This window comes from Burkholderia sp. AW33-5 (assembly GCF_053427615.1).
This window is the reverse complement of the sequence record NZ_JBSAXA010000011.1, coordinates 171,951-184,514: the sequence shown is the minus strand read 5'-3', so window position 1 is coordinate 184,514 and position 12,564 is coordinate 171,951. Positions and strand designations below refer to the sequence as shown.

Below are 12,564 nucleotides of genomic sequence, written 5' to 3'. Positions count from 1 at the left end.
TTCTACTTGGACGACGCCTTGCGAGCGGCGACGCCGGTTGCCGCCGGCAGCGCCGTCCGGCGGCGCGCGGCGTTCGCGCGCTTCAGCGGGAACTGCAGCAGCTTCGATGCCGGCTGCCCGGCGGCATCGCGCTCGGCACGATAGCGTCGCCTCACGAGATAGACGGGGCGCTGCTTGGACTCGTGATAGATCCGGCCGAGGTATTCGCCGATCACGCCGATGCCGATCAACTGGATGCCGCCGACGAACAGCACGACGGAAATCAGCGACGGGTAGCCATGCACCGGATTGCCGAACAGCAGCGTTCGCACCACGATGAAGGCGCCGTACACGAGCGACAGCATCGCGAACGTGAGGCCGACGTAGGTCCACACACGCAGCGGCACGGTGCTGAAGCTCGTGATGCCCTCGAGCGCGAAGTTCCAGCGGCGCCATCCGGAGAACTTCGAGCGGCCGCCGCTGCGCGGCGCGCGCGTGTATTCGACGATCGCGGTGCGAAAGCCGACCCACGCGAACAGCCCCTTCATGAACCGCCGCCGCTCCGGCAGCGCGCGCAGCGCATCGACGACCTCGCGATCCATCAGGCGGAAATCGCCGACGTTTTCCGGCATTTCGACTTCGGACAGCGCATTGTGCACGCGATAGTAAAGTGCCGCCGCCGCGCGCTGCAGGTACGGATCGCACATCCGGTCGGTGCGTTTCGCGGCGACGACTTCGGCGCCGCCGCGCCAGTGTTCGATCATCGCGGGAATCAGCGCGGGCGGGTCCTGCAGGTCGGCGTCGATCAGGATCACCGCGGCGCCGGCGGCCTCGTCGAGGCCCGCGGTGAGCGCCGCTTCCTTGCCGAAGCGGCGCGTGAGATCCACGACGTGCACGCGCGGGTCGCGTGCGGCGACCGCGACCAGCCGGTCGAGCGTGCGGTCGCGGCTGCCGTCGTTGATGCAGACGATCTCGAAGCGCACCCCGGCGACCGACTCGAGAACGGGCAGCGTTTCTGCAAAGAATGCGTCGATCGTTTCCTCTTCGTCGTGAAACGGCACGACGAGCGATATCAGCGGCTTCCTGGCGTGCGTGGACATGCTGCGGTTCCCCCGAGAGATCCGGCCTGCGCTGCACCGTATGGTTCCGGTTGTCGTTCGCCGAGCGGGCCCGGCCCGGTTCGGCGTGAAGTCGGTTCCGGCCTGTTCGTCCACCGCGTACCGGACGACAGGCATTGCGTTCATTGTAGGCAGGAATCGCCGATTCGTAACACGTATCGGTGGATTTGCATGCCTGGCCGGTTTGCCGGGGAAAACATCGGACGGCGGCGCCAGGATGGCGTTTTCAAGACCGCTGGAGGGCGCGATGCAGGTTCAGGATCTGGCCGGTGCGCCGCCCGATTTCTGGGTGGCGATGGCGGAAGACCTCGGCGCGCCGCGCGTCGACGCAGCACGGTGCACGGTCATTCGCGAACCGGGCGGCACGCCGGTGCCGAAACCGCGCTGAACGCGCGCGAAACCGATTAGGCGGCCGACAGGTTGCGTATCGCGATCGACGCGACGTCGACGCGCTTCGGCAGGATCGCGTCCGCGGCGGCACGGTCGGCGACACGTTGCAGCACGTCGATGTCCGCGCCGGTGACGCCTCGCTGCGCGAGCGCCGCGCGGCGGACGATGTCGGCGGCCGCATCGCGCGGCAGGCGCGTGAGCGACGCATAGACGGCCGCGTAATCGGAAGAGTGCGACAAGGCCCACTGGCCGGCGCGGGTCAGGCGCGCGAGCACGTCCGACAGCGCCGCGCGCTTGGATCGATCGTCGAGCGTGTCGACGGGCGACGTGAGGAACGCGAGCCCCGAATTGATCCCGCTGCCGTCGCGCACGATGCGCGCACCGCGCCGCACCACGTGTCCGTAATACGGATCGAAGGTCGCCCAGATGCCGATCTGCTTCGCCTCGAATGCGGCGAACGCATCGACCGGCAGCACGAAACGCACCTCGACGTCGCCCGGTGCGAAGCCGTGTTCGCGCAGCGCGCCGTACAGCTGGTATTGCGAGATGCTGCCGCGCGCCGACGACACGACGACGGTGCGCCCCTTCAGGTCGGCGACGGTGCGTACCGGCGAATCGGGCTGCACGACGATGCCGAGCGACGTCGGCGAGCCGACGCGCGTCGCGACGATCCGCAGCGCCGGATCGCCGAGCGCGGCCGTCAACACGGGCAGATCGCCGGCCGGCGCGAGATCGATCGCGCCCGCGCGCTGCGCTTCGAACAACGGTGCCGCGCCCTGGAAATTCGCCCAGCGAAACCGGTACGGCACGCCGTCGAGCACGCGCGCGGCTTCGGCCAGCGCGCGCAGGCCGCCGGCCTGGTCGCCGAGCACCAGCGTGACGTTCGACAGGTCGGGGCCGGCCGCGCGCACGGGCGATGCGGCGGCGCCGGCCAGCGGTGCGGCGGCCAGGGCGGCGACGCGCAGCAGGGCGCGGCGGCGGGCCGGGGCGGGGGGCGAAGTCATCGGCGGCAGGTCCTCGGTGATCCGCGCGCAAGCCGCGCGGCTGCCGGGCAGATTACGGAATCGGTTTCGCGCCGGCAAACATCGAATCGCGAAATGCTTATTCACGCGAGGGTGGTGAGTGGCGGTGTGGAGAAGCCACGGCCGCGGCCGCCCTCGACGCATGCTCGGCGGCGGCGGGGCGGCGCCAGTCCGTTGCTGGCGCGAACAGGCCCAGGCCCTAGCCAGCGGCCGGAACGGTGCGCAGGAAGGCGCGCACCGCGGGCGCCTTTTCGAAGCGCCGATGCGCGAGCGCGAGCTCGGACATGATCGGCTTGCCGGCGATCGGCCGGTACACGACGCCCGGCAACGACACGCAGCCGGCGAGCGCGTCCGGGATCACGGCGACCCAGCCGTTCACCGACACGCACGCGAGCACCGCGAGCAACCCGCCCGGCCGCGCGGCGATCACCGGCGCGAAGCGGCCGCGGCGTGCGACTTCGAGCGTGCCGCGTTCCTGTTCCGGCACCGCGAAGCGTGCGTCGGCGAGATCGGCGGCGCGCACGGCGGTCATCGCCGCGTAACGCGAATCGGCCGGCACCGCCGCGACGAACACGTCGCGTTGCAGCGTGACGATCCGCAGGCCGCCCGGCAGCGGCAACGGCGGGCGCACGTATGCGAGGTCGAGCCGGCCCGTGTCGAGCTGCTTCGCGACGTCGTCCATCGGCACCTCGCGCAGGTTCAGCTCGATACGCGGATGCGCGGCGCGGAACGCGCCGACCGTGCGCTGCAGCGTGCCCGAATAGACGGCCGACGACACATAGCCGATCTCGAGGCGGCCGAGCTCGCCGCGCTCGGCGAGCGTCGCGAGTTCGCGCCCGCGCTGCAGATGCTCGAACGCGGCGCTCGCCTCGGCGAGAAACGCCTCGCCGGCCGCCGTCAGCGTGACCGCGCGGCGCGAGCGCTGGAACAGCCGCGCGCCGAGCACCCGCTCGGCTTCCTGGATCTGCCGCGTGAGCGCGGGCGGCGCCATGTCGAGCGCGTCGGCCGCGCGGGCGAAATGCAGGTGCTGCGCGACGGCCAGGAACGCGCGCACGTGACGGAATTCGAGCGGATTCATGATTGCGATTTTCGTCAATGAAACTGCATGGGTATGTCAATGACAGGCAATACGGGCCAGCCTAGCATACGGCTCGTCCCTCTTGCTCCGGAGCCCGTCGATGTCCCAGTCTTCTCCCGCCCCGCGCGCGGGCGCGCCCGCCGCCGCGCATGCGCATGCCCGCCTGCCGGCCGCCGCGACGCTCGCGGTCGCCTCGGCGACGTGCTCGCTGATCGTGCTCGACACGAACGTCGTCGCCGTGTCGCTGCCGAGTGTCGCGCGCAGCTTTCATGCGAGTTTCGCCGACATCGAGTGGGTCGTGAGCGCCTACATGACCGCGTTCGCCGCATGCCTGTTGCCGGCCGGCGGGCTCGCGGATCGCTTCGGGCGCAAACGCATGCTCGGCGCGGGGCTCGCGCTCTTTGCGCTCGCGTCGCTCGGGTGCGGGATCGCACCGTCGGCCGGCTGGCTGATCGCCGCGCGCGCGGTGAAGGGCGGCGGGGCCGCGCTCTTGCTGACGGCCGCGCTCGCGGTGATCGCGAACCGCTTTCCGGACGGGCGCGAACGCGCCCGCGCGTGGGCGATCTGGGGAATGTGCATGGGGATCGCGACGGCCGTCGCGCCGCTGGTCGGCGGCGCGATCACGCAGTGGATCGGCTGGCGCTGGGTGTTCCTGCTGAATCTGCCGGTGTGCGCGCTGCTCGCGGTCGGCGCGCGCGTGGCGATCGACGAGTCGCGCGACCCGCATGCGAAACGGGTCGACGCCGCGGGCAGCCTGCTGTTCGGCACGGCGCTCGCGTGCGCGATCGCGGCGCTGATCGGCGCGCCGTCGCACGGCTGGCTGTCGGCCGCGACGCTCGGCCGGTTCGCGCTCGCCGGCGCGCTGCTGGCCGCGTTCATCGGCGCGGAGCGCTGGCAGGCGCGGCCGATGATCGATCTCGCGCTGTTTCGCCAGCCGCGCTTCGTCGGCGCCGTGCTCGCGATGTTCGGCTACGCGGCGTGCGCGCAGGTGATGATGACGTTCCTGCCGCTGTACCTGCAGAACGCGTTCGGAATGTCGGCGATCGACGCGGGGCTCGGGATGTTGCCGTTCGCGTTCGCGATGATCGCGGGACCGTCGCTCGGCGGCATGCTCGCGTCGCGCGTGTCGTCCGGCGGCGTGCTGGCGGGCGGGCTCGCACTGATTGGCGCGGGCAATCTCGCGACCGCGGCGCTGACCGCTTTCGGCGACTACCGGCTCGTCGCGCTCGGGATGTTCGTGACGGGCTGCGGTGCCGGCATCATGAACGGCGACACGCAGAAGGCCATCATGGCGTGCGTGCCGCCGAACCGGACCGGAATGGCGTCGGGCATCAGCACGACCACCCGCTTCTCGGCGATCGTGACGGCCGTCGGCGTGCTCGGCGCGGTGCTGGCCGCCAGCACGCACGCGCGACTCGACCGGATGTTGTCCGCCGTGGCGGACGTGCGCGCGTTCGTCGATGCGCCGTTCATGTCGAGCCTGCTGGCCGGCGATCTCGGGCAGGCGCTGGCGCACGTGCCGCCGTCGGCCGCGCGCACGCTCGCCGACGCGGCGCCCGCGGCCTTCGCGAGCGGATTCGCCGCCGCGCTGACGGTGAGCGGCGTGCTCGCGCTTGCTGTCGCCGCCATTGCATACACGTTGCTTGCGCAACCGATGCGCGATGCGTGACGCCTGTCGCGATGCGTGTACTGCCCGTTGCACACGACGACGCGGCGTCGTCGAGCCCGCGGTTCAGCGCGATTTCATCGCGAGGCGATGGATGCGCGCAGCGCGCGCGACGTGCGGTCGCTGCGATGCACCGCAATGCGTCGCCTGCCGGCGGCGTGTGCGCCGCGTCGGCTCGGGCGGGGCATCGGCGATCGGCGCGTTCGTTCGCGCGTCCGCATCCGCATCCGCACTCGCGGCGACCGCCGCAACGGCCGGCCGTGCCGCTTCCGCATCGAGCCAGCCGCGCGTCGCCTCGGCGATCAGCCCGCGCAGCCAGCGCACACCGTCGACGCAGGCGCCCGATTCGTTCCACGTCATCCGGTACACGATGTCGGGCGGCTCGGCCGGCAGCGCGACCGTGCCGAGCGGCAGCAGCTTCGCGTAGTGGCGCGCGAGCCGGTACGTGGTGGTCAGGATCAGGTCGGAGCGCACCAGCGCATGCGCGGCGAGTTCGAAGTGCGGCAGCGTGACGACGATCCGCCGTTGCAGGCCGACGCGTTCGAGCTGCCGGTCGATCGCGCCGGACGCTTCGAGCCACGACGGCGTCGGGCACAGTTGCGGCGCCTGCGCGAAGTCGGCGGCCGTCATCGCGCCGCGCCGCGCGAGCGGATGCGTCGCGCGCATCAGGCACACGACGCGATCGTCGAACAGGTCGTCCTGACGGAACCGCGACGAGCGGGCAGGGCGGTTGTCGATCACGACGTCGAGCTCGCCGTCGGCGAGTGCCCGTTCGTCGTCGAAGCCGTCGCCGAGCGGATGAAACACGAGCTGCGCGTTCGGTGCGCGTTCGCGGAACAGCGCGACGAGCTTCGGCACGAACAGCACGTTCAGGTAGTCGGGGCAGCCGATCCGGTAAGTGCGCACCGACGTGCGCGCGTCGAAGGTCGGCTGCTGGATGCGGATGAAGTCGATCACGCGCAGCGCGTTGCGCAGCGGCTCGATCAGCCGCGCGCCGAACTCGGTCGGCACCATCCCGTAGCGGCTGCGCACCAGCAGCGGATCGCCGAGCAGCGTGCGCAGGCGCTTGAGCGCGGCGCTCGTCGCCGGCTGCGACATGTTCAGCCGCACGGCCGCGCGCGACACGGTGCGCTCGGTGAGCAGCACGAGCAGGATGCGCATCAGCCGCGCGTCCAGCACGTCGAGCGCGCCGGTTGCGTCGGACGCGTCGAGGGCAACGCCGTTCGGCTCCGGTGCGTCCCGCATGTCGCTACGCGTTCGCGCGGCCCGTCATTTGGCGAAGGTGCCCGGCCAGCCGACGATCCGCTTCGGACGCGGCGGCGCATACGTGCGGACCTTCGACGTCTTCAGCTTCAGGCGCACCAGCGATTCGGCAAGCGCGACCGCGGCCGACACGCCGTCGACGACCGGCACGCCCGTGCATTCCTCGATCTGCCGGTCGAGGCCGGCCATCCCGCCGCAGCCGAGGCAGATCACTTCCGCGTGATCGTCCTTCACCGCGCGCGCGGCCTGGTCGACGATCGACTCGATCGCGCGGGCCGGGTTCTCCTCGAGTTCGAGCACCGCGAGACCGCTCGCGCGCACCGATGCGCAGCGCGCATCGAGCCCGGCGAGCTTCAGGCGATCCTCGATCAGCGGCACCGTGCGGTCGAGCGTCGTGACGACCGAATAGCGATGGCCGAGCAGCATCGCGACGCTCGCGGCCGCTTCGGTGATGTCGACGACGGGCACCGTCAGCAGTTCCTGCAGCCCTTCGCGGCCGTGTTCGCCGTAGCCGGCCTGGATCACCGCGTCGTACGGCTCGTCGTAGCTCAACACGCGGTCCATCACGGCGATCGCCGCGAGGTAGCTCTCGAAGTTGCCCTCGACCGACTCCGCGCCGAAGCGCGGCGTCAGCCCGACGATCTCCGTGCCGGGCGACGCGGCGGCGCGCGCCTGCGCGGCGATGGCGTCGGTGATCGATTCGGTCGTGTTGACGTTGACTACCAGGATTCTCATCGGTGCACTCCGTATGCTGCGTTCAGTGTCGGGCGCAGGCGACCGCGATGTGTTCGCCCGAGCGCTCCTCGTATTGCCGTTTGCGATCGGCCGTCAGCCAGTACACGCCGCCCGCGACGGCCGCGCCGAGCAGCCAGGAGAACGGCGTCATCGCGCCGAAGGCCGGCACGACGGCGAGCGCGATCGAGATCAGCGCGGACGGCACCAGGGCCGCCAGCGCCTTGCGGTTCACGCCGCGCGTATGGAAATAGGCGCCGGTCGGCGCTTCGGTATAGAGATCCGGCACGTTCACGCGCTGCTTGCGCACCACCCAGTAGTCGACCGTGATGATCCCGTACAGCGGACCGAGCAGCGCGCCGAGGCCGGACAGGAAGTAGACGATCACGATCGGGCTGTTGTACAGGTTCCACGGCAGGATCAGCACCGCGACCGTCGCGCTGATCAGGCCCGCGCGGCGGAACGTCAGGCGGTGCGGCGCGAGGCTCGTCAGCACGAAGGCCGGTGCGACGAAGTTCGCCATGATGTTCACCGCGACCGTCACGATCAGGAACGCGAGGCAGCCGAGCACGAGGAACAGCTTGTTCGGCACCGTCGCGATGATTTCCGTCGGGCTGTGGATGATCTGGCCGTTCAGCTTGAACTGCGCGCCCGCGAGCACGAAGCTGATCGCCGCGAACACCACGATGTTCACCGGCAGGCCCCAGAAGTTGCCGACCCGCACCGTCTTCGCACTCGGCGACGAGCGTGCGAAATCGCAGAAGTTGAGCACCAGCGTGCCGTAGATCGCGAGCCACAGCGAGCCGCCCGCGAACACCTCGGTCCACATCTTCAGGCCGGTCATCGGCTTGCCGATCGACATCGCGAGATGGCCGCCGGTGCGGCTGAACATCCACGCGGCGAGCGACAGCGTCGTGACGAGAATGACCGGGCCGGCGAGCCCCTCGTACTTGCGGACCATCTCCATGCCGTAAGTCAGGATGCCGATCTGAACCAGCCAGATCGCGACGAACGTGATCCAGCCGAGCGTCGACAGCCCGAGGATCGCATCGTGGTCGAAGGCGGCGAGGCCCGGCCAGATCGCGGTGAGCAGCACGCGCAGCACGACCGATGCGAGATAGGTCTGGATTCCGAACCATGCGATCGCGATCACCGCGCGGATCATCGCGGGCAAGAGCGCGCCGTAGATGCCGAAGCTCATCCGGCTGATCACCGGGAACGGCACGCCGGTCTTCTGGCCCATGTAGCCGGTGAGGTTCATGAAGCAATACACGAGCACGGCGCCGATCGCGAGCGACGCGAGCATTTGCCAGCCCGACAGGCCGAGCGCGAACAGGCCGATCGCGAACGAGTAGTTCGCGATGTTGTGCACGTCGTTGGTCCAGAGCGCAAAGATGCTGTAGCGGCCCCAGGTGCGGCCCTCGGCCTTGGTCGGCGCGAGGTCGGCGTTGTGCAGCCGCGGGCTCAACGCGGGATCGCGCGCGGGCGTATCGGTTCGATGCAGTGCGTCGTGCGCGCCGGGCACGATGCCCGCGCGGTGGATGGCTTCCAGTTGCACGCCTTGTCTCCTTCCATGTGCGGGGCGCGAACCGGCAGCGTGTGCACGCAGCGCGGGCCGGCCGCCGTGGACGTTATGTCTCGGATTTGTTCGCGAGTATGGGCGGCGGGCGCGGCGATGGGAAATTAAATATTCGGCTGGGCGTCATTTGAAAAATGAATGGGGATGGATCGACCGCGCGGCACGCGAATTGCGTATTGAAGGGCTCCATCCACATCGACATCAGCGGAGGTGTCATGCAGCGATATTCCATTCGTCACGTATCGCGGGCCGTCTTCGCCGGCATCCTGATCGCCGGTCTGGCGGCGGGTGCGGGTTGTCAGAAAAAGAGCGACACCGGCACCGGCGCGAGTTCGGACACGAGCGCCACCGGCGGCATGGCGCCGGCGCCGTCCACCGCACCGTCGGGCATGCCGGGCAGCGGCACGGCCGGCGGCGCGGCGAGCATGCCGGGCGCGGCATCCGCGCCGACGGGCGCAAGCGGCGGTTGATCGGCGGGAGCGGGCGGCGTGCGCGGGCGGATCGCCCGTGCGCCGCCGTCACGCCATGCCGCTCGGCACGTGCGTCGCAGGACGTGCGCGGGCGGCGCGCTGCGCGTGAAAGATTTGCAAGGACCGTTGTAGCGATTCCCGGAGCGGCGCCGGCCGCGTCATGCCGGCGCACGCCGTCGGGAACAGGAGGTGCGATGCAGAACGCGGAATCGAACCCAACCCCGGAACAGCAGCGGGAACAGATCCGGAAGAGCCCGGTGAAGACGCCGGCGGCCGGCGACATGCCGGATGCGGCGACCCAGGCAGCCGAAGTCGCGAAGCATCCGCTGACGCCGGAGGCGGTCGCGGCGAAAACGCCGACCGGCCTGCCGCCGATCGACGTCGACGCGCATGCGGTCGACAGCGGCGACCCCGTGCGTCGCGCGGCCGGCCGGATCGTCACGCTCGACAACGCCAACATGGCGATGACGGACAACACGGTCGACGTCGACGGCAAGGGCCTGGAGGCGCGTGCGGGCGCGACCGAATGGCACGACAACGTGATTTATTCGAACGCGTCGCTCGACGACGCGGTCGACACGCCCGACGAAGGGCTCGGCGGGATCGAGAGCCGCCCGGGCGGCAACATGCCGCAAATCGCGACGCGGCCGGGCTGGCGCGTCCGCTATGTCGGCGACGTCGATGTCGAGCACGGCGACGGCACGCGGGCCGAGCACGTGATCCGCCTCGAGCGGACCGACTGACGTATCGATGGACGCGAGGCGGACCGCCGGCCGGCGGTCCGCCGATGGCCGTTACTGCGGGCCGAGTTCCTGCGCGGACGTGTCCGCATCGTTGCCTTGCGCGACGAGCACGTGGACGTCGTTCGGCGTCACGTCGCCGATGCCGCCCGACGGAATCGTCACCAGCAGCCAGTCGGCATTGTTGTTGATGCTCACGGGTGCGGTCTTCAGGATCGGCGACTTGCTGCCGGCCGTCGTGACGATCACCTGGTAGCTGCCGCCGTTCAGGTAGACCGAATCCTGCCCGGATGCCGGCACGGCGTTCTGATACGCGGCGCCCGCCAGCGTCGGGCTTTGCGCGTTGATGTCGGTGCCGGGAGGCACGACGTACACGTCGACGTTCTGCGCGTTCGGCGACGCGTTGAAGCTGCGCACGCGCGCCTTGTCGGACAGCAGCTTCTTGTCGAACGGATCGTCGATCACCGAAATCGCCGACGACGTGCTCGGCAACGCGATCGTGGTGTAGTGATGGCCGTTCGCCGCGCCGAACGACTGCGACGCGACGGTCGTGGTCGTTCCCGACACGTCGTAGCTGACGGTCTGCGTGCCCGAGTCGATGTCGTGATAGCGGGTGACGCCCTTGTACGCGACACCCGACGCATCGACCTTCGCATTCAGGTAGTAATCGAGATTCGGGCCGGCCGGCACCGCGTTGATGAAGCGCGCCTGCGGTTTCGAGATGCCGAGTTCGGTGCCGACGTCGTTGCCGTCTCCGCCGCATGCCGCGAGCATGGAAACGACCGAGCACAGGGCTGCTATTGTTCGAATGGATTTCATTGTCGTCCTCTCATTCAGGGAACCTGATTGCGATACGGTCGCCGCGCGAGGCATCGCGCGGTACGCAGCGCCGGATTGAAGGAAGGAATTGCCGTCCGCCGGGGCGGCGGGCGGATGGATGTCGCAAGCGATGTGCCCACGCGACGGAATCGGCGCGGGCGCCCGTGTGGCGGAGGTGCGGCGGCAACGCCGGGCGCGCCGCGGCCCCGTAAATCTTGCCGCGGACACCCATCGTTTAACCATTCGAAACAATGTGTTCACCGAAAAGGGCATGATCTCCGGCAATCGGGCAGGCATACTGTCGCCTATGTTGCTCAATGCCGTCGAATCGACGTGCGCTTGCCCCCCATGTCCATCCCAGTACCTTTTCGATCCCTGCGAGGGTTGACCATCGCGGCCGCTGCATGCTTGCTCGCCGCGTGTTCGACCGCCTCCGACGTGACCACGACGTCGAACCCGAACGTCTTCACCGTGACGACGCGCACGCTCGGCGTGTCGACGACGTGGGCCGACGCCCATGAAAAAGCCGTCAACGAAGCGACCAACTACTGCACGCAGCGCGGCATGCGCGCGAGCCTGAAGCAGGAGTCGGTGACCGGCGGCCGCCGCGTCGACGCGCGCTCGGAACTCGCGTTCGAGTGCCATCCGACCTTCGAGACGGCGTCGAACCCGCGCGGATAAGCGCCGCGTCGCCCGCGCGGCCGTGGCCGCCACGCCCGTGCTGCTCCGGAAGTGAATCGACCCGCGATGCCGTTGACGGGCATCGCGGGTCGACGCACGTCCGCCGGCCGCGTTACGCGGGCTGCGCCTCGTACAGCTTCACGCACGCGGAGAAGTCGAGCGTGCCGAGCCCCTGCTGGCTCATCGACTGATAAAGCTGCTGCGCGAGCGCGCCCATCCACACCGGCTGCCGTGCGCTGCGCGCGGCTTCGGTCGCGAGCCCGAGATCCTTCAGCATCAGGTTCGCGGCGAAACCGCCCGAGTAGCCGCGCGCGGCGGGCGCCGCGTCGTTCACGCCCGGGTACGGGTTATACGCGTCCGAGCTCCAGCAGCGGCCGGTCGACGTGTTGATGATGCCGGCCAGCACGGCCGGATCGATGCCGAGCGCGGCGCCGAGCGCCATCGCTTCCGACACGCCCATCATCGAGATCCCGAGCAGCAGGTTGTTGCAGATCTTCGCGATCTGCCCGGTGCCCGTGCCGCCGCAATGCACGACGTTCTTCCCCATGTCGAGCAGCACCGGGCGGATGCGCTCGAACAGCGCGCCTTCCGCGCCGACCATGAAGGTCAGCGTGCCGGCCTGCGCGCCGCCGGTGCCGCCCGACACCGGCGCATCGGCGAGCGGGAAGTCGCGCTGCGCGGCGGCGTCGGCCAGCGCGCGCACGGTGTCCGGATCGATCGTGCTGCAGTCGACGAACGTCGCGCCGGCGCGCGCGCCGGCCAGCACGCCGTCGTCGCCGAGATAAACCGCGCGCACGTGCTGCGCGGCCGGCAGCATCGTGATCACCAGCGACGCGCGGGCGGCCGCGTCACGCGGCGACGCGGCCGCCGTCGCGCCCGCACGCACGGCGGCGTCGACCGCGTTCGCATCGAGGTCGAATACCGCCAGCGTGTGGCCGGCCTTGAGCAGGTTGGCGGCCATGGGGCCGCCCATGTTGCCGAGTCCGATGAATGCAATTTCCATGTACAGGCTCCTGTGTCGACCGGA

The 12,564-nt window shown here is 70.0% G+C and carries 13 protein-coding genes; 5 read left to right on the top strand and 8 right to left on the bottom strand.

The window, feature by feature from the left end; genetic code table 11:
• Positions 1–2: 2 nt before the first annotated feature.
• Positions 3–1,079, bottom strand: coding sequence for a glycosyltransferase family 2 protein (locus ACV22V_RS19280; RefSeq protein WP_448015110.1), 1,077 nt, complete (start codon positions 1,077–1,079; stop codon positions 3–5).
• A 265-nt stretch (positions 1,080–1,344) separates the two neighbouring features.
• Here ACV22V_RS19280 and ACV22V_RS19275 point away from each other — a divergent pair, with 265 nt between their 5' ends.
• On the top strand, positions 1,345–1,485 hold the full coding sequence (locus tag ACV22V_RS19275; RefSeq protein WP_448015108.1) for a hypothetical protein: 141 nt from the start codon (positions 1,345–1,347) through the stop codon (positions 1,483–1,485).
• A 16-nt stretch (positions 1,486–1,501) separates the two neighbouring features.
• Here ACV22V_RS19275 and ACV22V_RS19270 read toward each other — a convergent pair whose 3' ends face one another.
• Positions 1,502–2,491, bottom strand: coding sequence for an ABC transporter substrate-binding protein (locus tag ACV22V_RS19270; RefSeq protein WP_448015107.1), 990 nt, complete (start codon positions 2,489–2,491; stop codon positions 1,502–1,504).
• A 217-nt stretch (positions 2,492–2,708) separates the two neighbouring features.
• A complete protein-coding gene (locus ACV22V_RS19265; RefSeq protein ID WP_448015106.1) occupies positions 2,709–3,587 on the bottom strand; it encodes a LysR substrate-binding domain-containing protein in 879 nt (292 codons plus the stop codon).
• Positions 3,588–3,687: 100 nt separating this feature from the next.
• Between ACV22V_RS19265 and ACV22V_RS19260 the strand changes: the two genes are divergently transcribed.
• The gene (locus ACV22V_RS19260; protein ID WP_448015104.1) at positions 3,688–5,256 is read left to right on the top strand and encodes an MFS transporter; all 1,569 of its coding nucleotides are present in this window, start codon (positions 3,688–3,690) and stop codon (positions 5,254–5,256) included.
• 63 nt (positions 5,257–5,319) lie between these two features.
• Here ACV22V_RS19260 and ACV22V_RS19255 read toward each other — a convergent pair whose 3' ends face one another.
• Genes ACV22V_RS19255 through ACV22V_RS19245 form a run of 3 tightly spaced genes read right to left on the bottom strand, consistent with a single transcriptional unit; the run spans position 5,320 to position 8,806 of the window.
• Positions 5,320–6,498 (bottom strand): LysR family transcriptional regulator, encoded by a 1,179-nt coding sequence (locus ACV22V_RS19255; RefSeq protein ID WP_448015102.1) that lies wholly within the window; start codon positions 6,496–6,498, stop codon positions 5,320–5,322.
• A gap of 24 nt (positions 6,499–6,522) precedes the next feature.
• Positions 6,523–7,251: an aspartate/glutamate racemase family protein gene (locus ACV22V_RS19250; RefSeq protein ID WP_059524874.1), complete on the bottom strand. Its 729-nt coding sequence runs from the start codon at positions 7,249–7,251 to the stop codon at positions 6,523–6,525.
• 22 nt (positions 7,252–7,273) lie between these two features.
• Positions 7,274–8,806: an NCS1 family nucleobase:cation symporter-1 gene (locus ACV22V_RS19245; RefSeq protein WP_448015100.1), complete on the bottom strand. Its 1,533-nt coding sequence runs from the start codon at positions 8,804–8,806 to the stop codon at positions 7,274–7,276.
• A gap of 236 nt (positions 8,807–9,042) precedes the next feature.
• On the opposite strand from ACV22V_RS19245, the gene ACV22V_RS19240 reads away from it, so the two are divergent.
• Positions 9,043–9,297 carry a hypothetical protein gene (locus tag ACV22V_RS19240; RefSeq protein ID WP_059524876.1) on the top strand — a complete coding sequence of 85 codons (255 nt, stop codon included), beginning with the start codon at positions 9,043–9,045 and terminating at the stop codon, positions 9,295–9,297.
• 194 nt (positions 9,298–9,491) lie between these two features.
• Complete coding sequence (locus ACV22V_RS19235) at positions 9,492–10,040, top strand: DUF3005 domain-containing protein (RefSeq protein ID WP_223962699.1); 549 nt, start codon at positions 9,492–9,494, stop codon at positions 10,038–10,040.
• Positions 10,041–10,091: 51 nt separating this feature from the next.
• Here ACV22V_RS19235 and ACV22V_RS19230 read toward each other — a convergent pair whose 3' ends face one another.
• Positions 10,092–10,856, bottom strand: a complete 765-nt coding sequence (locus ACV22V_RS19230; protein WP_059524878.1) for a DUF4397 domain-containing protein — start codon at positions 10,854–10,856, stop codon at positions 10,092–10,094.
• 348 nt (positions 10,857–11,204) lie between these two features.
• On the opposite strand from ACV22V_RS19230, the gene ACV22V_RS19225 reads away from it, so the two are divergent.
• On the top strand, positions 11,205–11,537 hold the full coding sequence (locus tag ACV22V_RS19225) for a hypothetical protein (RefSeq protein WP_059524879.1): 333 nt from the start codon (positions 11,205–11,207) through the stop codon (positions 11,535–11,537).
• A gap of 112 nt (positions 11,538–11,649) precedes the next feature.
• Here ACV22V_RS19225 and mmsB read toward each other — a convergent pair whose 3' ends face one another.
• A complete protein-coding gene (gene mmsB, locus ACV22V_RS19220; protein WP_448015098.1) occupies positions 11,650–12,540 on the bottom strand; it encodes a 3-hydroxyisobutyrate dehydrogenase in 891 nt (296 codons plus the stop codon).
• Between the last annotated feature and the right edge of the window lie 24 nt (positions 12,541–12,564).